This window comes from Pantoea sp. X-Soil-MYKO-1785 (assembly GCF_059730675.1).
The window spans coordinates 4,144,765-4,169,745 of sequence record NZ_AP036000.1 but is presented as its reverse complement, the minus strand read 5'-3'; the positions used below and the strand labels follow the sequence as shown (position 1 = coordinate 4,169,745).

General features: G+C 55.3%; 21 protein-coding genes. 12 read left to right on the top strand and 9 right to left on the bottom strand.

The window, feature by feature from the left end; all coding sequences use genetic code 11:
* Position 1: 1 nt before the first annotated feature.
* Positions 2 to 568 carry a molybdenum cofactor guanylyltransferase MobA gene (mobA, locus tag AC6I8D_RS19785; RefSeq protein ID WP_312055921.1) on the bottom strand — a complete coding sequence of 189 codons (567 nt, stop codon included), beginning with the start codon at positions 566 to 568 and terminating at the stop codon, positions 2 to 4.
* A 46-nt stretch (positions 569 to 614) separates the two neighbouring features.
* Between mobA and AC6I8D_RS19780 the strand changes: the two genes are divergently transcribed.
* From AC6I8D_RS19780 to spfP, 5 genes are all read left to right on the top strand, one after another.
* Positions 615 to 890 carry a YihD family protein gene (locus AC6I8D_RS19780; protein ID WP_497820629.1) on the top strand — a complete coding sequence of 92 codons (276 nt, stop codon included), beginning with the start codon at positions 615 to 617 and terminating at the stop codon, positions 888 to 890.
* 45 nt (positions 891 to 935) lie between these two features.
* Positions 936 to 1,922, top strand: coding sequence for a serine/threonine protein kinase (locus AC6I8D_RS19775; protein ID WP_312760533.1), 987 nt, complete (start codon positions 936 to 938; stop codon positions 1,920 to 1,922).
* Between the two features lie 26 nt (positions 1,923 to 1,948).
* A complete protein-coding gene (dsbA, locus tag AC6I8D_RS19770; RefSeq protein ID WP_312760450.1) occupies positions 1,949 to 2,578 on the top strand; it encodes a thiol:disulfide interchange protein DsbA in 630 nt (209 codons plus the stop codon).
* A 375-nt stretch (positions 2,579 to 2,953) separates the two neighbouring features.
* Positions 2,954 to 5,740, top strand: coding sequence for a DNA polymerase I (polA, locus tag AC6I8D_RS19765; RefSeq protein ID WP_497820628.1), 2,787 nt, complete (start codon positions 2,954 to 2,956; stop codon positions 5,738 to 5,740).
* A 285-nt stretch (positions 5,741 to 6,025) separates the two neighbouring features.
* Entirely contained in the window at positions 6,026 to 6,073 is a 48-nt protein-coding gene (gene spfP / locus AC6I8D_RS19760) for a small protein SpfP (RefSeq protein ID WP_071892919.1), read from the top strand.
* Positions 6,074 to 6,158: 85 nt separating this feature from the next.
* On the opposite strand, the gene yihA is transcribed toward spfP, so the two are convergent.
* Positions 6,159 to 6,794 (bottom strand): ribosome biogenesis GTP-binding protein YihA/YsxC, encoded by a 636-nt coding sequence (gene yihA, locus AC6I8D_RS19755; protein ID WP_312055924.1) that lies wholly within the window; start codon positions 6,792 to 6,794, stop codon positions 6,159 to 6,161.
* A gap of 551 nt (positions 6,795 to 7,345) precedes the next feature.
* On the opposite strand from yihA, the gene yihI reads away from it, so the two are divergent.
* Together yihI and hemN are read left to right on the top strand one after the other, a co-directional pair.
* A complete protein-coding gene (gene yihI, locus AC6I8D_RS19750) occupies positions 7,346 to 7,870 on the top strand; it encodes a Der GTPase-activating protein YihI (RefSeq protein ID WP_312055925.1) in 525 nt (174 codons plus the stop codon).
* 233 nt (positions 7,871 to 8,103) lie between these two features.
* Positions 8,104 to 9,477, top strand: a complete 1,374-nt coding sequence (hemN, locus tag AC6I8D_RS19745; protein ID WP_312055926.1) for an oxygen-independent coproporphyrinogen III oxidase — start codon at positions 8,104 to 8,106, stop codon at positions 9,475 to 9,477.
* Between the two features lie 36 nt (positions 9,478 to 9,513).
* Here the strand turns inward: hemN and glnG are convergent, their stop codons facing one another.
* From glnG to glnA, 3 genes are all read right to left on the bottom strand, one after another.
* A complete protein-coding gene (gene glnG, locus AC6I8D_RS19740) occupies positions 9,514 to 10,923 on the bottom strand; it encodes a nitrogen regulation protein NR(I) (protein ID WP_031377264.1) in 1,410 nt (469 codons plus the stop codon).
* A gap of 7 nt (positions 10,924 to 10,930) precedes the next feature.
* Positions 10,931 to 11,980 carry a nitrogen regulation protein NR(II) gene (gene glnL, locus AC6I8D_RS19735; protein ID WP_312055927.1) on the bottom strand — a complete coding sequence of 350 codons (1,050 nt, stop codon included), beginning with the start codon at positions 11,978 to 11,980 and terminating at the stop codon, positions 10,931 to 10,933.
* Positions 11,981 to 12,118: 138 nt separating this feature from the next.
* Positions 12,119 to 13,528, bottom strand: coding sequence for a glutamate--ammonia ligase (gene glnA / locus AC6I8D_RS19730; RefSeq protein WP_031377263.1), 1,410 nt, complete (start codon positions 13,526 to 13,528; stop codon positions 12,119 to 12,121).
* Between the two features lie 436 nt (positions 13,529 to 13,964).
* Here glnA and typA point away from each other — a divergent pair, with 436 nt between their 5' ends.
* The 5 genes from typA to fabY all read left to right on the top strand — a co-directional run bounded on the left by typA (position 13,965) and on the right by fabY (position 18,909).
* A complete protein-coding gene (gene typA, locus AC6I8D_RS19725; RefSeq protein ID WP_046289508.1) occupies positions 13,965 to 15,788 on the top strand; it encodes a ribosome-dependent GTPase TypA in 1,824 nt (607 codons plus the stop codon).
* A 210-nt stretch (positions 15,789 to 15,998) separates the two neighbouring features.
* On the top strand, positions 15,999 to 16,595 hold the full coding sequence (yihX, locus tag AC6I8D_RS19720) for a glucose-1-phosphatase (RefSeq protein ID WP_497820627.1): 597 nt from the start codon (positions 15,999 to 16,001) through the stop codon (positions 16,593 to 16,595).
* A gap of 3 nt (positions 16,596 to 16,598) precedes the next feature.
* Entirely contained in the window at positions 16,599 to 17,468 is an 870-nt protein-coding gene (locus AC6I8D_RS19715; protein WP_312055929.1) for a virulence factor BrkB family protein, read from the top strand.
* Positions 17,465 to 17,902 (top strand): D-aminoacyl-tRNA deacylase, encoded by a 438-nt coding sequence (gene dtd, locus AC6I8D_RS19710; RefSeq protein WP_031375168.1) that lies wholly within the window; start codon positions 17,465 to 17,467, stop codon positions 17,900 to 17,902. Before AC6I8D_RS19715 ends, dtd begins: the two co-directional genes overlap by 4 nt.
* 59 nt (positions 17,903 to 17,961) lie before the next feature.
* The gene (gene fabY / locus AC6I8D_RS19705) at positions 17,962 to 18,909 is read left to right on the top strand and encodes a fatty acid biosynthesis protein FabY (protein WP_046289509.1); all 948 of its coding nucleotides are present in this window, start codon (positions 17,962 to 17,964) and stop codon (positions 18,907 to 18,909) included.
* Positions 18,910 to 18,941: 32 nt separating this feature from the next.
* Here fabY and AC6I8D_RS19700 read toward each other — a convergent pair whose 3' ends face one another.
* From AC6I8D_RS19700 to trmH, 4 genes are all read right to left on the bottom strand, one after another.
* Positions 18,942 to 20,621, bottom strand: coding sequence for an AsmA family protein (locus AC6I8D_RS19700; protein WP_497820626.1), 1,680 nt, complete (start codon positions 20,619 to 20,621; stop codon positions 18,942 to 18,944).
* 118 nt (positions 20,622 to 20,739) lie between these two features.
* Positions 20,740 to 22,113 (bottom strand): nucleobase:cation symporter-2 family protein, encoded by a 1,374-nt coding sequence (locus AC6I8D_RS19695; RefSeq protein ID WP_312055931.1) that lies wholly within the window; start codon positions 22,111 to 22,113, stop codon positions 20,740 to 20,742.
* 89 nt (positions 22,114 to 22,202) lie between these two features.
* On the bottom strand, positions 22,203 to 24,281 hold the full coding sequence (gene recG / locus AC6I8D_RS19690) for an ATP-dependent DNA helicase RecG (RefSeq protein ID WP_031375165.1): 2,079 nt from the start codon (positions 24,279 to 24,281) through the stop codon (positions 22,203 to 22,205).
* Positions 24,278 to 24,979, bottom strand: a complete 702-nt coding sequence (trmH, locus tag AC6I8D_RS19685) for a tRNA (guanosine(18)-2'-O)-methyltransferase TrmH (protein ID WP_312760464.1) — start codon at positions 24,977 to 24,979, stop codon at positions 24,278 to 24,280. Before trmH ends, recG begins: the two co-directional genes overlap by 4 nt.
* Positions 24,980 to 24,981: the final 2 nt, after the last annotated feature.

Sequence of the window (24,981 nt, the reverse complement as noted above, 5' to 3'; positions counted from 1 at the left end):
ATTAAACTCTCTCGTCCAGATCATCCGGGGTATTGATGTTGTGAAAGGCAGATTCGTCATCCGGTAGCAGCACCGCATGTCCGCCCTGATCGCGTAAAAAATGCATCAGGCGGCGTTCACCGGCCTGCAGATAGGCCTGCAGTGGCATAGCAACGTCGCGGTGAATCAGCGCCAGAGTGGGGTGATCGCGCGTCTGTGAGCGTACCCATACCGCTGGGGCGTCGCCGCGTTGCTGCACCAGCTGTTCAACAAAGTTAAGCGGGATAGCAGGTGTATCGCAGGAACTGAACACCGCCCAGTCTCCCTCGATAGCGCATAATGCGCTGTAGATCCCCGCCAGCGGTCCCGGATAATCAGCAAATACGTCCTGCACTACCCGACATCCGCTTAACTGATAACGATCAATATTGCGATTCGCATTAATCACCACAATGTCGACTTGTGGCCTTAACCGTTCAAGGACATGCTGATACAGCGGCTTGCCATTCAGTGGCAGCAAACCTTTGTCCTGTCCACCCATACGGCGGCCCTGACCCCCGGCCAGAATCACGCCGGTTAACATTGTCATGGCATTATCCTCGCTAATGACATACTGAAAAACGGGAGTAAGCGATATGAAATGCCATCGTCTGAACGAATTGATGGAACTGTTACAACCCGCCTGGCAAAAAGAACCCGATCTTAACCTCATCGCATTCTTACAGAAACTGGCTCAGGAAGCTGGATTCCGTGGCCCATTAAGTGAATTAACCGATGACGTATTGATTTACCATCTCAAAATGCGTGACGCAGGCAGCCATGATGAAATACCCGGCCTGAAAAAAGATCATGAAGTCGATTTCAAAACAGCGTTGCTACGCGCACGGGGTGTCATTAAAGGTGACGAGTAGTGTTATCCTTGGTGGCTAAATACACCGGCCACGACAGGTAAAATGATGAGCGACGCTGCGTTTAATTTTCAGACCTTGAATCCCGACGTGCTGCTGGATGCGCTTTGGGAAACAGGTATACGCGTCGAATCAGGACTGACAGCGCTGAATAGCTATGAGAACCGTGTTTATCAGTTCAGTGATGATGAGAAACGCCGTTACGTGGCCAAATTCTATCGCCCGCAGCGCTGGCGTGCCGAACAGATTGTCGAAGAGCATCAGTACGCGCTTGATCTGCTGGCTGACGAAGTGCCGATTGCGGCACCGCTGATTTTACAGGGTGACACCCTGCAGAGCCACGCCGGCTTCTATTTTGCGGTGTTCCCCAGCCTTGGCGGACGTCAGTATGAAACGGATAATGAAGATCAGATGGAGTGGGTTGGCCGCTTTCTGGGACGGATTCATCAGACCGGCCGTAAAACGCTGTTCAGCCAGCGGCCGACTATCGGCCTGGATGAATATCTCCATCAGCCCCGTGAGGTGCTGGAACAGTGCCTGTTAGTGCCTGCTTCACTGAAAGATGCGCTGCTTAAGTCGGTCGACAAGCTGGGGCACACGTTACAGCAACGCTGGCATAGTACGTGGCAGCCGCTACGATTACACGGTGACTGTCATCCGGGTAATATCCTGTGGCGTGACGGACCGCTGTTTGTCGATCTGGACGATGCCCGCAATGGTCCGGCAGTTCAGGATCTGTGGATGCTGATCAGCGGGGATCGGCAGGAACAGCGTATTCAGTGGGATATCCTGCTGGAGGCGTACGGTGAATTCAGTGACTTTGATATTAATGAATTGTCACTGATTGAGCCTTTACGCGCGATGCGCATGGTTTATTATCTGGCCTGGGTCGTCCGACGCTGGCAGGATCCCGCTTTTCCGCGCGCCTTCCCCTGGATGACAGATGAAGATTTTTGGCGCCGGCAGATTTCGCTTTTTACCGAGCAGGAGAAGCTGTTGCAGGAACCTCCTTTGCAGCTGACCCCGCAATTTTAATGAAGTAGTCAGGAGAGTTTTTCACGATGAAAAAGATTTGGTTTGCACTGATTGGTTTAGTGCTGGCGTTCAGCGCGTCTGCTGCACCATTCACCGAGGGGAAACAGTACGTCAGTCTGCAGAAGCCGGTTGCAGGCGAACCTCAGGTGATGGAGTTTTTCTCCTTCTTCTGCCCGCACTGCTATCAGTTCGAACGTATTTATCACGTCAATGATGCGGTGAAAAAGAATCTGCCTGCTGAGACTAAGATGGTGAAATACCACGTTGATTTCCTCGGCGGCGACCTGGGACCGGTGGTGACTCAGGCCTGGGCTGTGGCAATGGCGTTAGGCGTGGAAGACAAAGTCACCGCACCAATCTTTGATGGTATCCAGAAAACGCAGACCATCACCGATCCTGCCAGCCTGAAACAGACCTTTATCACTGCGGCCGGCATTTCAGCGGCGGATTATGATGCGGCCTGGAACAGCTTTGCGGTAAAAGCGCTGGTTGCTCAGCAGCAGAAAGCCGCGGCTGATGTTGATCTGCGCGGTGTACCGGCGATTTTCGTTAACGGCAAATACATGGTCAATAACGGCGGTCTCGACACCAGCTCTATGGATAATTTCGTTGCCGATTACGCGAACGTTGTGAAATTCCTGGTCAGCCAGAAGTAACCTGTTGTCTGATCGCTAAACGCCAGCGCTGCTGGCGTTTTTTTTGTCCTGCAATCGGTGACAGCATTTTTATCCATCTCCTGGGCATAAATTTAATATCCACACAAGGGATCACGTAATTAAAAATGGCGATCGGATCACGGAAAGAATGTAACTCTATGAATATTAATAACTTAAATCAGAGTAGTTTTATCTAAACGCCTAAAAAACAGCGCGTTATAATTTTTACGCACAAAGTTATCCACAGAACGATCGTTGCGATCCTTCACTCAAAAGCGTTAAAAACGCCAGACGCTGCTCGCCTTATTTCACCATTCTTGCCAAGCTGTGGCATCCTTATAGACCAATCCATGGCAACGAAGAATAGACAGACTTATGGCGCAAATCGCAGAAAATCCCCTGATTCTGGTTGATGGCTCATCCTATCTTTATCGCGCTTACCACGCGTTCCCGCCGCTGACCAATAGTGCAGGTGAACCCACAGGCGCCATGTATGGCGTGCTAAATATGCTGAAAAGCCTGCTGACGCAATATAGCCCAAGTCATGTTGCTGTGGTGTTTGATGCTAAAGGCAAAACGTTCCGCGACGAGCTGTTTGAGCATTACAAATCGCATCGGCCACCGATGCCGGACGATCTGCGCGCGCAAATCGAACCGCTGCACGAGATGGTGCGCGCGATGGGATTACCGCTGCTGGCAGTTAGTGGCGTTGAGGCTGATGATGTTATCGGTACCCTGGCGCTTGAGGCCGAGAAAAAAGGCCGATCAGTGCTGATCAGCACCGGTGATAAAGATATGGCGCAGCTGGTGACGCCGGGTATCACCCTGATTAACACCATGACCAATACCATCCTGGGGCCGGAAGAGGTCGAGCAGAAGTATGGTGTGCCACCTGCTTTGATTATCGACTTCCTCGCCATGATGGGCGATAGCTCAGATAACATCCCTGGCGTTCCTGGCGTGGGTGAGAAGACCGCGCAGGCGCTGCTGCAGGGACTGGGCGGCATGCGTTCAATCTATGACAACCTGGATAAAGTGGCCGAACTGTCGTTCCGTGGTGCCAAAACCATGGCGGCGAAACTTGAACAGAACCGTGAAGTGGCATTCCTCTCTTACCAACTGGCAACCATCAAAACCGACGTTGAACTGGAATTGCCGTGCGAAGAACTGACGGTGACCGAACCGGACGTGGCGGCGTTGCAGACGCTGTTCAGCCGTTATGAGTTCAAACGCTGGCTGAATGATCTGCAGGATGGGAAATGGCTGCAGGGTAAAAAGAGTAATCCTCAGGCGCAAAAAGGGCTGCCTGATGAGCCGGTAGCAGTAGTTGAGACCAGCAGCATATTATCGGCGGATGGTTACGTCACTATCCTGGATCAGGCGACCTTTGATAGCTGGCTGGAGAAGTTAAAGCGCAGCGAGGTGTTCGCGTTTGATCTGGAAACCGATTCGCTGGATACCCTGAGCGCCAATATCGTCGGTATTGGTTTTGCGGTCGCGCCGGGTGAGGCTGCCTATCTGCCGGTGGCACATGACTATCTGGATGCGCCTGAACAACTCGATCGTGCCACCGTGCTGGCACAGCTTAAGCCGCTGCTGGAAGATGCCAGCGCCTGGAAGGTTGGTCAGAATCTCAAATACGATCGCGGCGTATTGAAGAACTACGATATTGAACTGGCCGGAATTAAATTCGATACCATGCTGGAGTCTTACATTCTCAACAGCGTGGTCGGCAAACACGATATGGATAGCCTGGCCGCACGCTGGCTGAACCATAAAACCGTCACCTTTGAAGAGATTGCCGGCAAGGGCAAAAATCAGCTGACGTTTAATCAAATCGCTCTGGAACAGGCGGGGCATTATGCTGCGGAAGATGCCGACGTCACCTTACAGCTGCACCTGAAAATGTGGCCAGAGCTGGAGAAAGAAGCGGGCCCGAAAAACGTGTTTGAGCAAATTGAGATGCCGCTGCTCACCGTTATCTCGCGCATTGAGCGTAATGGCGTGTTGATTGATCAGGCTATCCTGGCGCAGCATTCGAAAGAGCTTACCTCCCGGCTGGCTGAACTGGAACTCAAGGCGCATGAACTGGCGGGTGAGCCGTTTAATCTCTCTTCGACCAAACAGCTGCAGGTTATTCTGTTTGAAAAGCAGGGCATTAAACCGACTAAAAAGACCCCGGGCGGCGCACCTTCAACCAGCGAAGAAGTGTTAGCCGAGCTGGCGCTCGATTATCCGTTGCCCAAGGTGATCCTGGAACATCGCGGTTTATCTAAACTGAAGTCTACCTACACCGATAAATTACCGCTGATGATCAACCCGCTAACCGGGCGGGTTCATACCTCTTATCATCAGGCGGTTACCGCGACCGGGCGCTTATCCTCGACCGATCCTAACCTGCAGAATATTCCGGTACGTAATGACGAAGGGCGCCGTATCCGTCAGGCTTTCATTGCTGGCAAAGGGAATCGCATCGTTGCGGCTGACTACTCGCAAATTGAACTGCGTATCATGGCGCATCTCTCGCAGGATAAAGGATTGCTGGATGCCTTCGCCCAGGGCGAAGACATCCACCGGGCAACTGCGGCTGAAGTGTTTGGTGTCGCGCTGGACAAGGTCAGTGGAGAACAGCGCCGCAGCGCCAAAGCGATCAACTTCGGTCTGATCTACGGCATGAGCGCATTTGGCCTGTCTCGCCAGTTAAACATTGGTGCCGGTGAAGCGAAAAAGTATATGGATCTCTACTTTGAGCGCTATCCAGGCGTGCTGCGCTACATGGAAAACACGCGCCAGCTGGCCGCCAGCAAAGGCTATGTCGAAACTCTGGAAGGCCGCCGCCTGTGGCTGCCGGATATTAAATCCAGCAACGCAATGCGGCGTAAAGCCGCGGAGCGTGCAGCGATCAATGCACCAATGCAGGGGACGGCAGCTGACATTATCAAGCGTGCAATGATTGCAGTTGATGGCTGGTTAGAGCAGGAAAAAGAGAGCGGTGTCAGAATGATTATGCAGGTGCATGATGAACTGGTGTTTGAGATCAGGGCAGAGGCCGTTGAGGCAGCCAGTAAGAAAATCCAGGCCTTGATGGAAGGCAGCGTGCAGCTTGATGTTCCGCTGCTGGTGGAAGTGGGAGTGGGTGATAACTGGGATGAAGCCCACTAATTTGCCCTAATGCGCTGGCGCTGCGGCGTCATTGCGGGTCTGGTATGAGGCATAAGTAAATCGTTTACTTAATCGCTTCAGCCACTGGCAGTGACGCCGCGGTCTCAAGAAAATCACTAACTGCTTATCGGCTAAGCACTTTTTTTGTCATTAAACTACATCGCAACGCCATTTTTGTGACGTACATGGTAAAAAAAGACTTATTTGATGTAAGTAAGCGACAAAAAAGCCTTTGTAGCTCAGAAAAAATCAGGTAAAGTTCGAGGCGTAGGGTACAGAGGTAAGATGTTCTATCTTTCAGACCTTTTACTTCACGTAATCGGATTTGGCTGAATTTAGCCGCCCCAGTCATTCTGTGACTGGGGCGTTTTTTATTGGGCTTTTTACACCCTCAGCGGACAGAACGCGCTGGCGCGGCTTACTCTTCCGCGTCCTGATCGTCGCGGGCGGGCTCAAGGTTGGTGAACCAGCCATCGAGTTTCTGCCGTACTTTGTCCACGCCAATCTTCTTCAGCGACGAAAACAGTTCGACCTGTACATCACCCATAAACGCCAGTGACGCTTCTCGCACCATAGTCAGCTGCGCTTTACGCGCGCCCGACGCGAGCTTATCGGCCTTGGTCAGGAGCAACAGCACCGGAATACTGCTTTCCACTGCCCACTGAATCATCTGCTGATCCAGGTCCTTAAGCGGATGACGAATATCCATCAGCACTACCAGACCCTTCAGCGCCTGTCGTTTTTGCAGATATTCACCTAATGCACGTTGCCATTTCAGCTTCATCTCTTCCGGCACTTCGGCATAGCCGTAACCCGGCAGGTCGACCAGCCGTTTCCCTTCTGTGACTTCAAACAAGTTAATCAACTGGGTGCGGCCCGGCGTTTTACTGGTACGCGCCAGACTTTTCTGGTTGGTTAAGGTGTTCAATGCGCTGGATTTCCCGGCGTTGGAGCGGCCAGCAAAGGCAACTTCAATTCCGGTATCGGCGGGAAGATGGCGAATATCCGGCGCGCTCAGGACAAAATGGGTTACGTGATAATTCAGTTCAGACAAAGTGACACTCCAGAAAACGCATTAAGGCAATGGCGCCGATTATACGCGTTATGGCGCGAAAGTGCTCAACCGCTTGGCAGTCAACTTTTTTGTAAGAGATTTGCCATAGACGTTGCCCGTTATGTCGTTATTTACTTTAATTACTAAAAATAAAAATCATTATTATTCATTTGATTAAGCATATTTAGTCTTTTTTTTCAGCAACTAACCTTGCCGCTTACTTGAGGGTTTTACCAGTTGGTCTACATTAGTGTGCAGTGCACGGCAGCATACATCAGGAAGATGCGTTCAGGGATGTCAGGAAGGCAAAGAGCGGTGGAGTGGAAATGGTCAGGGATTGCGGACCAGACAGGGATAAGGAAAAGCTCAGGTGTTGAGCAGGCGCGGGATTGACCGGGATGTTACGAGCCGAAAAGGATTTAAAACATGATTCCTTCGTATGAAGGTATGAAATAAGGCGACAGCTTGAGCTGTCGCCTTTTTTCTTTGGCTACTTTCTGCTAGATTTCGCCGCAATTCTATACTGAATAAAAAAGCCGGGACCGAACACTATGAAGCAACCTGCACGAGCTGCGCACGGCAAACCTGCCGTCAAAGCCAAACGCAAATCGCGTGAAGATATTAATAACGAAGCACGCGATCGTAAACGTGATAAAAAGCATCGCGGCCATGCGTCAGGCAGCCGTGCAAATCCGACTGCGTCGGACAACAACGGCGGCGGCCAGAGCAGTAAGGCTAAAGATCCGCGTATCGGTAGCAAAAAACCGGTCGCGCTGATCGCCGATAGCCAGACTGCGCCGGCTAAGGCGAAGAAAAGCGTGGCAAAACCTGCGGCTGAGAAAAAAGCACGCCTGACGCCGGAAGAAGAGCTGGCGAAGCTGGAAAATGACGAACGTCTGGATGCACTGCTGGATCGGCTGGAAAATGGTGAAACGCTGTCGGCAGAAGACCAGGGCTGGCTGGACGCGGCACTCGATCGCATCGATGAACTGATGGAGCAGTTGGGCATCGCCATGGATGACGGCGATGACGAGCAGGCGGAAGAAGATATGTACCGTCTGCTGAAAGGCAACTAAGCCAATTTGATCGGCATGCGGTTTCCGCATGCCGCCCCTCTCAGGTAAACGACAATGTTTTGGCCTGGATCAATCTTCGCACTGCTGACGACATGTTATCTGCTGTGGTTATTGTTTAAACTACGTCGCCTGTCGCGCCTGAAGCAACGTTTACGTCGGGTTTCTTCCCGCTCACCTTTCATCCCTTCTTCATCGCGACCTTCTCTTAGACGACGTCACCGGAAGGAGTGAGCATGCCATCGCTGCAGATTGATTGGGACCAGGCGCTGATTGAGAAATACAATTACGCCGGGCCGCGTTATACCTCTTATCCTACTGCGCTGGAGTTCAGCGAGCAGTATGGAGAGCCTGACTTCCTGCGTGCGGTAGCGCGCTATCCTGAACGTCCCCTGTCGCTCTACGTCCATATTCCTTTCTGTCATCGTCTTTGCTACTTCTGTGGCTGCAATAAAATAGTCACACGTCAGCGGCATAAAGCCGACCGCTACCTGGATGTGCTTGAGCAGGAGATTATTCAGCGCGCGCCACTGTTCCGTCAGCGGCAGGTGCGGCAACTGCACTGGGGCGGCGGCACACCAACCTTTCTCGATAAGGCGCAGATTAGCCGGCTGGTAGCATTACTGAAGCAACATTTTACGGTGGCGGACGATGCCGAAATGTCGATCGAGGTTGATCCACGCGAAATTGAGCTGGATGTCATCGATCACCTGCGCGCGCTGGGATTCAATCGTCTTAGCATGGGTGTGCAGGACTTTAACAAAGCGGTGCAGCAGCGGGTCAATCGGGTACAGGATGAAGCGGTCATCTTCGGACTGATGGCACGGGCGCGCGAGCAGGGTTTCAGCTCAACCAGCATCGATCTGATCTACGGTTTGCCGCTCCAGACGCCGGCCAGCTTCGCCTTCACGCTGGAGCGGGTGCTGGCGCTGAATCCCGACCGGCTGAGCGTATTCAACTATGCGCATCTGCCCGCGCTGTTCGCTGCCCAGCGTAAAATCAAAGATGACGAACTGCCGTCGGCACAGCAAAAACTGGATATTCTGCAGCAGACCATCGCCACTCTGACGCAGCAGGGTTACCAGTTCATTGGCATGGATCATTTTGCGAAGCCGCAGGATGAACTGGCCATTGCCCAGCGCGAAGGAGAGCTGCATCGTAACTTTCAGGGCTACACCACGCAGGGCGACAGCGATTTACTCGGGCTTGGCGTCTCTGCCATCAGCATGATTGGTGACAGCTATGCCCAGAATCAGAAAGTGCTCAATAGCTGGTACAGCAGCGTGGAGCAGCAGGGCAACGGCCTGTGGCGCGGTGTGGCGTTAACCGATGATGACTGTCTGCGTCGTGAGGTGATTAAGACCCTGATCTGCAACTTCTCGCTCGACTTTGCGGCGGTTGAAACCCAGTGGGGCATCCGATTTGCCGACTACTTCGCCGAAGACCTGGCGCTGCTGAAACCGTTAGTGGCGGATGGGCTGGTGGTGCAAACGGCGACGGGCTTGCAGGTGACGGGAGTGGGACGCTTGCTGATCCGCAATATCTGCATGTGTTTTGATCGCTACCTGCGTCAGAAAGCGCGTCAGCAGCAGTTTTCGCGGGTGATCTGAACACGGGCTGAGACTCCCCAGCCCGCATCAGGATGTTTATTCCATCCCCAGTTCTTTCAGTTTGCGCGTCAGGGTATTGCGTCCCCAACCCAGCAACCGGGCTGCTTCCTGCTTATGACCCTGAGTATGGCGCAGGGCGGTTGTGAGCAGCGTGCGCTCCATCTCTGGTTGCGCTTCTGACAGCAGATTCTGATGACCGGAGCGCAGCGCGCGGTCGGCCCACTGAGCCAGCAGCGTTGCCCAGCTGTCCGGCAGCGACTGTACCGGATTTTCCGGCGTGCTGGATTCAAACAGTTCGGCAGGCAGATCCTGAATCAACACTTCCTGGCCCGCCGCCATCACGGTCAGCCAGCGACAGGTATTCTCCAGCTGACGCACGTTACCTGACCAGTGCAGGCGGGTCAGCGCGGCTTCGGTTTCCGGATGCAGGATCTTCGCCTCTACCCCCAGTTCACGTGCGGCAACCTGCAGGAAGTAACGTGCCAGCCGCGGAATATCTTCCCGGCGCTCACGCAGCGGCGGCAGGTGTACCCGGATCACATTCAGGCGATGAAACAGATCCTCACGGAACTTGCCTTCCTGTACCCGCAGCTCCAGATTCTGGTGGGTTGCAGCGATGATACGCACGTCGACTTTGACCGGCGCATAGCCGCCAACGCGATAAAACTGTCCGTCGGCCAGCACGCGCAGCAGACGAGTCTGCACATCAAGCGGCATGTCGCCGATCTCATCTAAAAACAGTGTGCCGCCATCTGCCTGCTCAAAGCGGCCCTGACGAATCTGGTTAGCGCCGGTAAATGCCCCTTTTTCATGACCGAACAGTTCTGACTCAATCAGATCTTTCGGGATGGCGGCCATATTCAGCGCGATAAACGGCGCTTTGGTCCGTGGGCTGTGGCGATGCAGCGCGTGTGCCACCAGCTCTTTACCGGTACCGGATTCGCCGTTGATCAGCACGCTAATCGACGATCGCGACAGGCGGCCAATAATGCGGAATACGTCCTGCATGGCCGGGGCTTCACCGATGATATCGGTGGTCGGCCCGCTCACCGGCTGATTACGTGGCTGCTGCTGCTCCTGATAGTGACTGATGGCACGCTCTACCAGCGCAACCGCCTCATCAATATCAAACGGTTTAGGCAGGTAATCGAACGCCCCTTGCTGGTAGGCGCTGACCGCAGCATCCAGATCGGAGTGGGCCGTCATTATGATGACCGGGAGCATCGGGTGGCGCTGTTTAATCTGCTTCAGCAGCGCCAGACCGTCCATACCGGGCATGCGGATATCTGATAATAAAACGTCCGGGGTTTTGGTCGAGAGGGCATCCAGCACCTCTTTTGCGCTGTCAAACGTGGCACAGCTTAAACCGGCTCCAGTGAGCGCGCGTTCAAGCACCCAGCGGATGGAGCTATCGTCATCGACGATCCAGACTATCCCTCGTTGCATAGAAACCTCACTGGCGAATGGGCAGGTAAACCGAAAATTCGGTATGTCCCGGCCAACTGTTAAATTCTATTTTTCCTGAATGTTGATCAATCAGGCTACGGGCGATGGAAAGGCCTAAACCGGTTCCGCCTTCACGGCCGCTGACCATCGGATAAAACAGCGTATCCTGCAGCTGGGCGGGAATGCCGGGGCCATCATCTTCAATATCAATCCGCGCCACCAGACGGTAACGCGTGCCGTGCAGCGTGAGCTGGAACGCAGTACGGGTGCGAATAATAATGGTGCCGCCGTCGTCGCCTAACGCCTGCAGCGCATTACGGACGACGTTGAGTAGCACCTGTTCAATCTGATCGGGATCGTGCGGCAGTTCCGGCAGGCTGGGATCGTAATCACGCACCAGAGAGACGTTATCCGGCAACTCCATCGACACCAGATTCACCACGCGCTCGGCCACCTGATGGATGCTTTGGGTGATATGCATGCCGGGCTGCTGCGGCCCTAACAGGCGATCAACCAGATTTCTTAACCGGTCCGCCTGTTCAATAATCACTTTGGTATATTCATTTAGCGACGGATCGGGCAGGGCGCGTGACAACAATTGCGCGGCCCCGCGTAATCCACCCAGCGGATTTTTGATTTCGTGCGCCAGTCCGCGAACCAAATCGCGTGCGGCCACCTGCTGGGCGTGCTGCAACTGTTCCTGACTGAGACGACGCTGATTATCCATCGGCGCCATTTCCAGCAAAAGTAAGCCATCGGGCAAACGCTGCGCGGTCAGCGACATGATGTGCGCGCGTCCATCGACCACCAGCGTGACTTCACTGTCGGTAAATCCCTGGCCAGCCTCAAGACTCTCGCGCATCACCTCAATATTCAGCGAAAAGTAGCCGGTCAGCTCCGGTAACGGCGTGCCAAACAATTTACGTGAGCTTTGCGCCAGTAATTGCTGCGCCGCCGGATTGGCATAGTGAATAACCAGGTCGTTATCCACCAACAAAATACTGTTGATTAACGCGTTGAGAATCTGCCCCGCATCGGGCAGAGAGCCAGTTGCCATACAGCGTTCCTCTGCACAAAATTAGTGCATTTTAGTCTTTAAGCCGAAATAAAGGCGAATGAACGGTGAATTCGCGGAGAAAAAAGCCCATCCGAAGATGGGCTGAAAGTTTCCACGGCAACAAAAACGTCTGACCAATTAAACGCTGTAGTAAAGCTCGAACTCTACCGGATGTGGCGTCATGCGGACGCGGTCCAGTTCTGCTTTACGCAGTTCGATGTAAGCATCGATGGTTTCGTCGGTGAACACGCCGCCACGAGTCAGGAACTCGCGATCTTCGTTCAGGGCGTTCAGCGCTTCTTCCAGCGAGCCAGCAACTTTTGGAATCTCAGCTTCTTCTTCCGGTGGCAGGTCATACAGGTTTTTATCCATCGCATCGCCAGGATGGATCTTGTTGATGATGCCGTCGAGGCCAGCCATCAGCAGCGCGGTGAATGCCAGGTATGGGTTAGCCGCTGGGTCCGGGAAGCGCGCTTCAATACGACGTGCTTTCGGGCTGGCAACTACCGGGATACGGATTGAGGCTGAACGGTTACGGGCAGAGTACGCCAGCATAACCGGGGCTTCGTAACCCGGGACCAGACGCTTGTAGGAGTTGGTCGTCGGGTTCGCCAGGGCGTTGATCGCTTTAGCGTGCTTGATGATACCGCCGATGTAGAACAGCGCCATTTCAGACAGGCCGCCGTATTTGTCACCGGAGAACAGGTTCTGGCCACCTTTAGACAGTGACATATGGCAGTGCATACCTGAACCGTTGTCGCCAAACATTGGCTTCGGCATAAAGGTTGCCGTTTTGCCATAGGCGTGAGCCACGTTGTGCACGACATATTTGTAGATCTGAATTTCATCGGCTTTCTTGGTCATGGTGTTGAAGCGGGTTGCCACTTCGTTCTGACCCGCAGTCGCCACTTCGTGGTGATGCGCTTCAACCACCAGACCCATCTGCTCCATAGTCAGACACATGGCAGAACGGATGTCCTGTGATGAGTCGACCGGTGGCACCGGGAAGTAGCCGCCTTTCAGACCTGGACGGTGACCTTTGTTACCGCCTTCGTACTCTTTGCCGGTGTTCCAGGCTGCTTCGATATCGTCGATAGCAACGTGTGAACCGGAAGTCGATGAACCGAAACGGATGTCATCGAACAGGAAGAATTCAGGCTCTGGCCCAAACAGCACGGTGTCAGCGATGCCGGAAGAACGCAGGAAATCTTCAGCGCGCTTGGCAATTGAGCGTGGGTCACGATCGTAGCCCTGCATGGTGCCTGGCTCGAGAATGTCACAACGGATGATCAGCGTAGAATCTTCAAAGAAAGGATCCATGACCGCCGTGGTAGCGTCAGGCATCAGCACCATGTCTGATTCGTTAATGCCTTTCCAGCCACCGATGGAGGAGCCATCGAACATTTTGCCTTCTTCGAAGAAGTCAGCGTTAACCTGGTGAGCAGGGATAGTAACGTGCTGTTCTTTACCTTTGGTGTCGGTAAAACGCAGGTCAACAAACTTAACTTCATGCTCGTTCATCATCGAGAGAACGTGTTCAGCGGACATACTCAACTCTCCTGGAAATGGTCATTGTCTACATGGTGAGGGAACGTCGTTGCCGGGAATGCGTTTCTGACTACTGCCATCCCTGACCTGGCTATTCCGGCACGCTCTTCAACCGTCGTCTGACTGGCGTTTGCGCTTAAAAGAGATAAAGCGAATTCTGTGCCAACTTTATCCGTGGCGGTTAAATCGCCCTGTGATGCACCTTTTTGTCCTGCGGGCGCTGCACCACGATAGTCTTCGTGCACCATCGTGGTGCTTTTGTGCGTTCGTCAGGCACCAAAGTGGTGCAATAGCCCAACTTAGTGCATTTTCTGCACCGGGAACAGGGCAAATTTGCGGCAATGCAATAAACTTTCAGTGAAAAGTGTGATCGTGTTCAGTCTTCCGCTTAATCCGTGTACAATAGCGCGCTATTTCTAATGCCTGAGGCAAAGCTGTGATCGAAAATTTGCGTAACATCGCCATCATCGCGCACGTTGACCATGGAAAGACCACCCTGGTTGACAAACTGCTGCAACAATCCGGTACTTTTGATGCCCGTACCGAAGCAACCGAGCGCGTGATGGACTCCAATGATTTGGAGAAAGAGCGTGGGATTACCATCCTCGCAAAAAACACCGCCATTAAGTGGAATGACTACCGTATCAACATCGTTGATACCCCAGGACACGCCGACTTCGGTGGTGAAGTTGAGCGCGTCATGTCCATGGTGGACTCGGTGCTGCTGGTTGTAGATGCGATGGATGGCCCTATGCCGCAAACTCGCTTCGTGACCAAAAAAGCGTTCGCGCATGGTCTGAAGCCGATCGTGGTTATCAATAAAGTTGACCGTCCTGGCGCGCGTCCGGACTGGGTTGTGGATCAGGTATTTGACCTGTTCGTTAACCTCGACGCGACCGACGAGCAGCTCGACTTCCCTATCATTTTCGCCTCGGCGCTGAATGGTATTGCAGGTCTGGAGCACACCGATATGGCGGACGATATGACCCCGCTGTATCAGGCGATTGTTGACCACGTTTCTCCACCACAGGTTGAAGCTGAAGCGCCACTGCAGATGCAAATCTCGCAGCTGGACTACAACAACTACCTGGGTGTTATCGGTATCGGCCGTATCAAGCGCGGTAAAGTGAAGCCTAACCAGCAGGTCACCATTATCGATAGCGAAGGCAAAACCCGTAACGGTAAAGTCGGTAAAGTGCTGACTCACCTGGGTCTGGAGCGTATCGACAGCGACCTGGCTGAAGCGGGCGACATCATCGCCATCACCGGTCTGGGCGAGCTGAATATCTCTGACACCATTTGCGATCCACAAAATGTTCAGGCGCTGCCAGCGCTGAGCGTGGATGAGCCAACGGTAACCATGTTCTTTAACGTCAACACCTCACCGTTCTGCGGTAAAGAAGGTAAGTACGTGACTTCACGTCAGATCCTTGAGCGTCTGAACAAAGAACTGGTTCACAACGTGGCGCTGCGTGTTGAAGAAACCGAAGATGCTGACGCGTTCCGCGTATCAGGTCGTGGTGAGCTGCACCTGTCTGTTCTGATCGAAAACATGCGTCGTGAAGGTTTCGAACTGGCGGTATCCCGTCCGAAAGTTATCTTCCGCGAAATCGATGGCCGTAAACAAGAGCCATTCGAGAACGTAACGCTGGATATCGAAGAGAACAACCAGGGTTCAGTCATGCAAGCCATGGGTGAGCGTAAGGGCGATCTGAAAAACATGGATCCGGATGGTAAAGGCCGCGTACGTCTCGACTACGTGATCCCAAGCCGTGGCCTGATCGGCTTCCGTAACGAATTCATGACTATGACTTCAGGTACCGGTCTGCTGTACTCCACCTTCAGCCACTACGACGATATTCGTCCGGGCGAAGTGGGCCAGCGTCAGAACGGCGTACTGATCTCTAATGGTCAGGGTAAAGCAGTTGCGTTTGCGCTGTTCGGTCTGCAGGACCGCGGTAAGCTGTTCCTGGGTCACGGTGCGGAAGTATATGAAGGCCAGATCATCGGTATTCACAGCCGTTCTAACGACCTGACAGTCAACTGTCTGACCGGTAAGAAGCTGACCAACATGCGTGCTTCTGGTACGGATGAAGCGACCACTCTGGTGCCGCCAATCAAGATGACGCTGGAGCAGGCGATCGAGTTCATCGATGATGACGAACTGGTAGAAGTTACGCCACAGTCCGTACGTATTCGTAAACGTCACCTGACTGAAAACGACCGTAAACGTGCTTCACGTGGTCCTAAAGACGCATAATCTGCGCCTTTAATTGATGAAAAGCCCCGTTATCGGGGCTTTTTTTTGCCTGCTATTCCTGTCGCTGGCCACCAGGCCAGCGATAAATGGTGTCGCCTGTCAGGGCGTTACGCGCCGGTCAGCGTTTCCGTTTTTCTCTCTGCGGTTAGCTGTTCAGCCTGCACTTTTGCCGCTAGAGTGAATACTCCAGGGAACCGAAGGAGGCGCACCATGTTGTACATTTTTGATTTGGGCAATGTGATCATTGATATCGATTTTAACCGCGTGTTAGGTGTCTGGAGTGACCTTAGCCGCGTGCCGCTGGCGTCACTGCAAAGTCATTTCGAGATGGGTGAGGCATTTGAACAGCACGAGCGCGGTGAAATCAGCGATGAAGATTTCGCGGTAGCGCTGTGTGAAAAGCTGGAAATCGCCCTGAGCTACGAGCAATTCACCGCCGGCTGGCAGGCGGTATTTGTCGGCGTACGGCCAGAGACGCTGGCGCTGATGAACCGGCTACGGCTGGAAGGGCATCGGGTGGTGATCCTCTCCAATACCAACAAGCTGCATTGCGCCTTCTGGCCGACTCAGTACCCGGACGTGCAGCAAGCGGCCGATGCGCTCTATCTGTCGCAGGAGCTGGGAATGCGTAAGCCCGAAGCGCGCATCTATCAGCACGTGCTGGACTCGGAAGGCGTCAGCGCCGACCAGGCGGTGTTCTTTGACGATAACCCGCAGAATATTGACGCGGCCCGGGCGCTGGGGATTGAAAGCGTACTGGTCACTGACAATAAGACGGTGCCTGACTGGTTCGCAGGTCAGCCTTAACCCATGACGTCGCGTAAATTTCGTCCCGGGCTACATGCGTTCTGGCTGTGGCTCAAACTACTGTGGAAACGGGTTGATGAGGATGGCATGACGACCCAGGCCGGGAATCTGGCCTTCGTCTCATTGCTGGCGCTGGTGCCGCTGATTGCGGTAGTTTTCGCCCTGTTTGCGGCGTTTCCGGTGTTCTCCGATATCAGCGTGCAGTTAAAGCACTTCATCTTTACTAACCTGATGCCGGCTGCGGGTAACACGCTGCAGCGCTACCTTGAGCAGTTTGTAGCCAACGTCAATCGGATGACGGCGGTCGGTGCGGTCGGCCTGATCGTCACGGCTCTGCTGCTGATGCATTCGGTCGATACCGCACTCAATACCATCTGGCGCAGCAATAAGAAGCGGCCGATGGTCTACTCTTTTGCGGTTTACTGGATGATCCTGACGCTCGGCCCGTTGCTGGCGGGTGCCAGTCTGGCCATCAGTTCCTATCTGCTGTCGCTGCGCTGGATAAACGCCACCGGCGTGACCAGCCTGGTCGATCAGGTACTGCGCATCTTCCCGTTACTGCTCTCCTGGTTCGCCTTCTGGCTGCTCTACAGTATCGTTCCTACTCAGCGGGTGCCGCCGCGCGATGCGTTGATTGGCGCGCTGGTGGCGGGCGCGCTGTTTGAGCTGGGTAAAAAGGCTTTCGCGCTCTATGTTACTATGTTCCCCTCTTATCAGCTGATCTACGGCGTACTGGCCGTGATCCCGATTTTGTTCCTCTGGGTCTACTGGACCTGGTGTATTGTGTTGTTAGGCGCGGAAATTACTGTCGCATTAGCCGACTATCGCCAGTTAAAACAACAGCACAGAGAAAAAGAACGCGAGGAAACATGATTGCATTGATTCAACGCGTGCAGCGCGCCAGCGTCAGCGTCGATCACGTGGTGACCGGTGAAATCGGTGCCGGATTACTGGTGTTACTGGGCGTGGAAAAAGGCGATGACGCACAGCGTGCGGAACGTCTCGCAGAACGCGTACTGGGTTATCGCATCTTCAGTGATGAGCAGGGCAAAATGAACCTGAGCGTCAAACAGGCAGGCGGCAGCGTGCTGGTGGTTTCGCAGTTTACCCTGGCGGCGGATACGCAAAAGGGGATGCGTCCCTCGTTTTCCGGCGGCGCGGAACCGGCGGAAGCTGAACGCCTGTATGAGTATTTCAGCGACTGCTGTCGTCGGCAGGGCATCACGACTGAGAATGGCCGATTTGCTGCGGATATGCAGGTCGCGCTGGTGAATGATGGTCCTGTAACGTTTTGGTTGCAGGTGTGAGATCGTCAGCCGAGCGGCAAGGGATAAGCCACACAAGCTCCGAACGAGAGAAACATTTTATGTATCATCTTCGCGTGCCCCAGACGGCGGAAGAGCTGGATATCTATTACCAGTTCCGCTGGGAAATGTTACGAAAACCGCTGCGCCAGCCGCAGGGTTCCGAGCGGGATGCCTGGGATGCCTTAGCGCATCATCAGATGGTGGTGGATGAACAAGGGCAGCCGGTCGCGGTAGGACGTCTGTATATCAATGCCGACAATGAAGCGGCGATTCGCTTTATGGCGGTCCATCCCTCGGTGCAGGGCAAAGGCCTGGGCACGCTGGTGGCGATGACGCTGGAGTCGGTGGCACGTCAGGAAGGGGCCAAGCGTGTCACCTGTAGTGCGCGTGAAGATGCCGTCGCCTTCTTCGCCAAGCTGGGCTACGTCAACCAGGGTGAGATTACCGCTCCGCAGACCACGCCGGTTCGCCATTTTCTGATGATCAAGCCGGTGGTGACGCTCGACGATATTCTGCATCGCGCCGACTGGTGCGGTCAGTTGCAGCAGGCCTGGTACGCGCATATCCCGCTAAGCGAAAAAATGGGGGTGCGCATTCTGCAATATACCGGCCAGAAATTTATCACCACCATGCCGGAAGCGGGCAACCAGAATCCGCATCAGACGCTGTTCGCCGGCAGCCTGTTCTCGCTGGCGACGCTCACTGGCTGGGGATTAATCTGGCTGTTACTGCGTGAACGTCATCTCGGCGGCACCATCATTCTGGCGGATGCGCATATTCGTTACAGCCAGCCGATCAGCGGTCGTCCGGGCGCCATCGCCGATCTTGGCTCGTTGAGCGGCGATCTCGATCGTCTGGCGCGCGGCCGTAAAGCGCGTGTGCAGCTTGAAGTTGAACTGTTCGGGGATGAAGAGCGCGGGGCGGTGTTTGAAGGGGTTTACATCGTGCTGCCCGCCGATCCAGACGGGCCGCTGGAAGAGGGCGGTTCCGGCGCGCGGATTAACTGATGAACAGGGCCGGTAAAACCGGCCCTGTTTTGTTATCGCACCTGACCAGCCTGCAGGGTCTGCTGTAACTGCTGGCTGTCGGTGGTCACCGACAAACTGCCATTGGTGGTCGGCCGCAGCGGCTGACCGGCTTTTAACGCGGCATTCAGCTGCAACTGCAGGTTGCTGTCACCGGTTAACGGCAGCGCCGGCCATCCCCAGTTCTGCAACACATTCACCGGCACGGCACGGCCCGTCAGCTGTAACGCCAGCGGACGATCGGGTTGCTGGCCAACCGTCGCATGCCCTTCCAGCAATCCTTTATCGCTGAAAGCACTTAGCTCAGTTACCTGAATCTGCTGCGGGTCAGCACTCAGCGTAATCGAAGGATGACGCAGATCGGTGCGATTAAAGGTCGATTCCGCCGCATTCAGGCTCAGTTTACCGGACCAGATGCCCCACTGATGCTGACGAGCCAGCAACAGGTTCTCGCCGCTGCCATCCAGCGACGTCAGCTGGAAAGGAAACGCCGGGTTAATATCGATAATCAGATTACGGTTTGAGGTGAAACGCGTCACCAGCACGCTGTCGAGCCAGTCAGGCAGGGGTGCCTGCCAGCGATCGCGCCAGTCCTGCGGCAGGGTATATTCCAGTCCGGCAACGGCGAGGGACTTCAGCGTCAGGCGTTTATCGGCGCGCGACCAGTCGCCGTCTGCCCGAATTACACCATTAACCCAGCGTGAACTGAACTGCGTCAGCGCGATACCCTGCGGAGAAAAGTCCAGGTTGACGATCGGATCATTAAGCTCCAGCCCGCCGTTAATGAAGTTACTCGCGTTCAGCGCCAGCGAACCGTCATTGCTCTGCCAGTCATTGCCCTGCCAGTTAAGATTGCGCAGGGTCAGATCAAGGTCGGTCACCGCCCAGTCAGGCCCCTGCAGGCGTGCATCGGTAACATCCAGCCGGGTAATCGCAATCGAAGGCACCGCCTCTGCATTTCGCAGAAACGCTTTCAGGCTGCTGGCGGTCTGCAGGCGAATATCATTCAGACGCAGCTGGTTAATTTTCCAGTTACCCTGCGCGTCGCGCTCACCGTTACCGGTCATCGAGCCTCTCGCCAGGTCGGCACCGACATTGTTGAAAACCATCCGCCCCTGCGAGACGCTGCCCTGAATCAGCACGTTTTCGCCGGGCACCTTATTCAGCGTCATGCTGCCAGCGCTCATCTGGAAGCGGGCATCACGGCCCAGCATATCGCTGGCGATGGGTTTCCACGGCAGAATACCGCCGTTCACCTGCTGTGCGACCAGCGGCAGCGCACTGTTGGGACTGTCGATACGCATGTTGTTGAGTTGCAGGCGCTGAGCCTGAATCGGCAGCGCGCTTGAAGGTGCCAGGTTGGCCAGATTAACTTCGCCGTCACGCAGTTCGATGCTGCTGAAGTGCAGCGGATCGCTGAACTGCACCAGCGCCAGACCCAGATCGACGCGTTTCGCCACCAGAACCGCAGGTTGCCCGTCGTGACCAAAGCTGAAGTCATCCAGAATGACGTGAGAGGGTGAGGAGAAGTTGTGTTCAATTTTACTCAGGGAGAGATGCCACTCCGTTTTGTCGCTCACCCATCGGCTAAACCAGCCTGCACCCCACTGTGTTTGCAGCAGCACATAGATCACCACCAGGATGAACAGCAGCAGCAAAAGTAAGGTGAGGAAAAACTTTCCAAGAAATTTCATAGCATCCTTCCCGAGTTAAATCCGGTGAGAGGTTGTTATGCCTGAATTACCGTTACAGCTCAACAGCCTGGATGTAAATCCGACTAAATAGCAGACGGGCCGAAGCCCGTCATGAGCCTTATTTCTCCTGCGGAAAAATCAGGTTCAGCACAATAGCGGTAATTCCGCCCGCCGCAATGCCGGAAGAGAGCAGGGTTTTCAGCCACTCAGGCGCAAATTGCAGGATCAGCGGCTGCTGCGATACGCCCAGTCCTGCCGCCAGCGACAGCGCGATAATCATGATTGCGCGACGGTTGAGCGGCTCGCGCGACACGATGCGCACGCCGGAGGCGGCGATGGTGCCAAACATCACAATGGTCGCACCGCCCAGCACCGGCTCAGGAATGTGCTGTACCAGTCCACTGACCGCCGGGAACAGACCCAGCACAATCAGCATCAGCGCCACCACAAAGCCGACGTAGCGGCTGGCAACGCCGGTTAACTGGATGACGCCATTATTCTGGCCGAAGCAGGAGTTAGGGAACGTATTGAACAGCGCTGACACGCAGGAATTAAGGCCATTAGCCAGCACGCCGCCCTTCAGACGCTTCATGTAGAGCGGACCGCTCACCGGCTGCTCGGAGACATCCGACGTCGCGGTAATGTCGCCGATGGTCTCCAGCGAGGTCACCATAAACACCAGCATCAATGGAATCAGCAGGTTCCAGTCGAAGCCCAACCCGTAGTAAAGCGGCGTCGGCACCGCAATCAGCGGTTGATCGGCTGTCGTGCTGGTGGCGGGCAACATATCCAGCGCCCAGGCCAGCAGATAGCCGACCGCCATCGCGATCACCAGTGAGGCGACGCGCAGATAGGGATTTTTCTGGCGATTCAGCAGCACGATCACCAGCAGCACCGCGCCTGCCAGCAGCAGATTTTTCGGTGCGCCAAAACTGTGGTCGGCGATGGCGCTAAAGCCGCCGCCAATCGACGTCAGTCCGACCTGAATCAGCGACAGTCCAATAATCATCACCACGATCCCGGAGACCAGCGGCGTAATAATCCGGCGTGCCAGATGCAGAACGCGTGACAGCACCATCTCAGTACAGGAAGCAACCATCAGGGTGCCAAACAGCGCCGCCATCATGGTGGGCACATCGGCACCGCCATTTTTCAGCGCCATCCCGCCCATAATCAGCGGCGTGACGAAGTTAAAGCTGGTGCCCTGAATCGATAACAGGCCTGAACCCACCGGACCCCAGGTTTTGATTTGCAGAATCGATGCCACACCCGACGCGAACAGCGACATGCTGATGATGTGCCGGGTATCCTGAGCGGGCAAACCCAGCGCCTGACAAATCAGCAGAGCAGGAGTGATCACCGCTACAAACATGGCTAACAGATGCTGGCCGGCGGCGAACAGCGTTTGCGGCAGCGGTGGACGATCTTCAAGACGATAGATCAGTTCACTGTGGCGGGTAGAGGGTTGATCTGGCTGCGGATTGGTGGACATCTTCTACTGTTCCCGAAAATAAGTGTGGCGATTGTAATCATCCGCCGGTTAAAAGCAATCGTTTGCCCGGCAAGGATAAAAAACGCCGGTCAGACATTGGTGTAACGGGTGTTCTCCGGCAGCCAGCGTTCAATCAGGGCGCTGGCCTGCTCGGGATAGTGCTGGTGGATATGTCGTGCCACGCGCTGGACTTCAGGCACCATCGCCTGGTCGCGCAGTAAATCCGCCACTTTGAACTCGGCGTTGCCGGTCTGGCGGGTACCCAGCAGCTCGCCAGGTCCGCGGATCTCCAGGTCAAACTGCGCAATCACGAAGCCGTCATTGCTGTCACGTAACACCTGCAACCGCTTCTGGGCGGTTTTGCTCAGCGGCGCTTTATAAAGCAACACGCAATGTGAGGCCACCGCACCACGGCCAACCCGTCCGCGCAGCTGATGCAGCTGCGCCAGGCCTAACCGCTCCGGGTTCTCGATAATCATCAGGCTGGCATTAGGTACGTCTACGCCCACTTCGATCACCGTGGTCGCCACCAGCAGTTGCAGCTGATTGGCTTTAAACGCCTGCATCACCGCCTGCTTTTCAGCCGGTTTCATCCGGCCGTGTACCAGACCGATATTGAGGTCTGGCAGTGCAGTTTTGAGCGCTTCCCAGCTGGCTTCCGCCGCCTGCGCTTCCAGCAGGTCCGACTCTTCAATTAGCGTACAGACCCAGTACGCCTGACGGCCTTCGCGACAGGCATGCTCGACCCGCGCAATAATCTCATCACGTCGGGTATCGGGAATGGCGACGGTGGTAACCGGTGTGCGGCCCGGTGGCAGCTCGTCAATCGTCGAGGTATCGAGATCGGCATACGCGGTCATCGCCAGGGTGCGGGGGATTGGCGTTGCGGTCATGATCAACTGATGCGGATGGAAACCCTGCTCCTCGCCCTTTTCCCACAGCGCCAGGCGCTGATGGACGCCAAAACGGTGTTGCTCATCGATAATCACCAGCGCCAGACCGTTAAACTGCACCTGCTCCTGGAACAGCGCATGGGTGCCGACCACCATGGCAACCTGTCCGCTGGCAATGGCGTCCTGCTGAGCCTGACGCGCTTTTCCTTTCTGTTTTCCAGCCAGCCAGCCGACTTCGATGCCCAGCGGCGCAAACCACTGGCGGAAGTTGCTGGCATGCTGTTCAGCCAGCAATTCAGTCGGGGCCATCAGGGCGACCTGTTTACCGTGCGCAATCACGTTCAGCGCAGATAATGCTGCCACCAGCGTTTTACCGGAGCCGACATCGCCCTGCACCAGCCGCATCATCGGGAAGTCATTGGCCAGGTCATGCTCGATCTCTGCCACCACCCGCTTTTGCGCTCCGGTGGGCGAGAACGGCAGCGCCGCCAGCAAGCGATCGCTCAGGTCATGGCGCGCCGGCATCGGCAAGGCGTAATAGCGCTGCGCACCGGCGCGTACCGCCAGCATGCTGAGATTATGCGCCAGCAGCTCTTCCAGAATCAGACGCCGCTGTGCCGGATGGCGACCGCTCTCCAGTTCGCTCAGCTTGAGATCGGGTGGCGGACGGTGCAGCGTGCGTAGCGCGTCGGGCAGGCTGATTAAGCCGCCGCTCAGCTCCTGGGGCAGCAGTTCGGCAATCGGGCAGCTCTCCAGCAGCGTCAGCGCCTGATCGGTAAGATTACGCAGCGTAGCCTGCCGGATGCCTTCGGTGGTGGGGTAGACCGGCGTCAGCGTCTCCTCCAGCGCCACATTGCTGTGTTCACCCTGGATACGGTACTCAGGATGGATAATCTCGGCACCGCGCTGGCCGCGTTTGATCTCACCGTAGGCGGTAACGCGACGTCCCGGTGCCAGGCTGTTTTTCATACCGGCATTGAAGTTGAAAAAGCGCAGAGTCAGCACGCCGCTGCCATCGCTGATCTGACACACCATCATCCGGCGGCGACCAAAGGTGATGTCGGAATGCAGCACTTCACCTTCTACCGTGGCCCAGATGCCGGGCAGCAGGTCATCAATGGCGTAGAGTTGGGTACGATCTTCGTAACGCAGCGGGAGATGGAGCAGCAGATCCTGAATGGTGTGCAGGCCAATTTTGGCCAGCTTTGCTGCCTGGCTGGCACCGACGCCGGTCAGGGTACTGAGCGGGATGGCATCCAGCAGACGGCCTTTCATCTTTTACTTTTACCGGTCGATTGCATGGTGGCCCACCAGCTGGCATCAGCCTCGACTTCACCTTCGGCGTTAATGTGCGGATAAGGCAAGCCTTTCTGCCGGGCGACGCGCGCCAGCACCGGGAAACCGCCTTCGAACAGCAGACGCTGCTGCTCATCCTGATCCAGCAGGCTGTAATTACGCTGGTAAAGGCCGGCATTCTGCCGTTGTCGCTGGGCTTCATACAGGATCAGGGCGGAGGCCACCGAGACGTTCAGCGACTGCACCATACCGACCATCGGAATGATAATCTGCTGATCGGCCAGCGCCAGGGCTTCATCGGTAATACCGGTTTTTTCCTGGCCCATCAGGATGCAGGTCGGACGGGTATAATCAATCTCGCGGAAATCGACGGCGTCAGCTGACAGATGCGTGGCTAAAACCTGCATCTTCTGCTGTTTAAGCTCTGCGACTGCGTCGCCGATGGTGCGGTGCGTCACTACCTTTACCCAGCTGTTGCTGCCGGCAGAGGCAGACGCCTGAGTGCGCATCCGCTGGCTCGGCCAGACCGCATGCACTTCATGAATACCCACCGCATCGGCGGTACGGATCACCGCAGAGACGTTGTGCGGCTTGTGCACCTGTTCCATGCAGACCGTGAGATCGTGCTGGCGCAGCGCCAGCATCGCCTGAATTCGGGCAAAACGTTGATCGTTCATGC

Bases quoted from the DNA above. Each gene is read 5' to 3' on its own strand.
- mobA (WP_312055921.1), bottom strand. From the start codon at position 568: ATGACAATGTTAACCGGCGTGATTCTGGCCGGGGGTCAGGGCCGCCGT.
- AC6I8D_RS19780 (WP_497820629.1), top strand. From the start codon at position 615: ATGAAATGCCATCGTCTGAACGAATTGATGGAACTGTTACAACCCGCC.
- AC6I8D_RS19775 (WP_312760533.1), top strand. From the start codon at position 936: ATGAGCGACGCTGCGTTTAATTTTCAGACCTTGAATCCCGACGTGCTG.
- dsbA (WP_312760450.1), top strand. From the start codon at position 1,949: ATGAAAAAGATTTGGTTTGCACTGATTGGTTTAGTGCTGGCGTTCAGC.
- polA (WP_497820628.1), top strand. From the start codon at position 2,954: ATGGCGCAAATCGCAGAAAATCCCCTGATTCTGGTTGATGGCTCATCC.
- yihI (WP_312055925.1), top strand. From the start codon at position 7,346: ATGAAGCAACCTGCACGAGCTGCGCACGGCAAACCTGCCGTCAAAGCC.
- hemN (WP_312055926.1), top strand. From the start codon at position 8,104: ATGCCATCGCTGCAGATTGATTGGGACCAGGCGCTGATTGAGAAATAC.
- glnG (WP_031377264.1), bottom strand. From the start codon at position 10,923: ATGCAACGAGGGATAGTCTGGATCGTCGATGACGATAGCTCCATCCGC.
- glnL (WP_312055927.1), bottom strand. From the start codon at position 11,980: ATGGCAACTGGCTCTCTGCCCGATGCGGGGCAGATTCTCAACGCGTTA.
- glnA (WP_031377263.1), bottom strand. From the start codon at position 13,528: ATGTCCGCTGAACACGTTCTCTCGATGATGAACGAGCATGAAGTTAAG.
- yihX (WP_497820627.1), top strand. From the start codon at position 15,999: ATGTTGTACATTTTTGATTTGGGCAATGTGATCATTGATATCGATTTT.
- AC6I8D_RS19715 (WP_312055929.1), top strand. From the start codon at position 16,599: ATGACGTCGCGTAAATTTCGTCCCGGGCTACATGCGTTCTGGCTGTGG.
- dtd (WP_031375168.1), top strand. From the start codon at position 17,465: ATGATTGCATTGATTCAACGCGTGCAGCGCGCCAGCGTCAGCGTCGAT.
- fabY (WP_046289509.1), top strand. From the start codon at position 17,962: ATGTATCATCTTCGCGTGCCCCAGACGGCGGAAGAGCTGGATATCTAT.
- AC6I8D_RS19700 (WP_497820626.1), bottom strand. From the start codon at position 20,621: ATGAAATTTCTTGGAAAGTTTTTCCTCACCTTACTTTTGCTGCTGCTG.
- AC6I8D_RS19695 (WP_312055931.1), bottom strand. From the start codon at position 22,113: ATGTCCACCAATCCGCAGCCAGATCAACCCTCTACCCGCCACAGTGAA.
- recG (WP_031375165.1), bottom strand. From the start codon at position 24,281: ATGAAAGGCCGTCTGCTGGATGCCATCCCGCTCAGTACCCTGACCGGC.
- trmH (WP_312760464.1), bottom strand. From the start codon at position 24,979: ATGAACGATCAACGTTTTGCCCGAATTCAGGCGATGCTGGCGCTGCGC.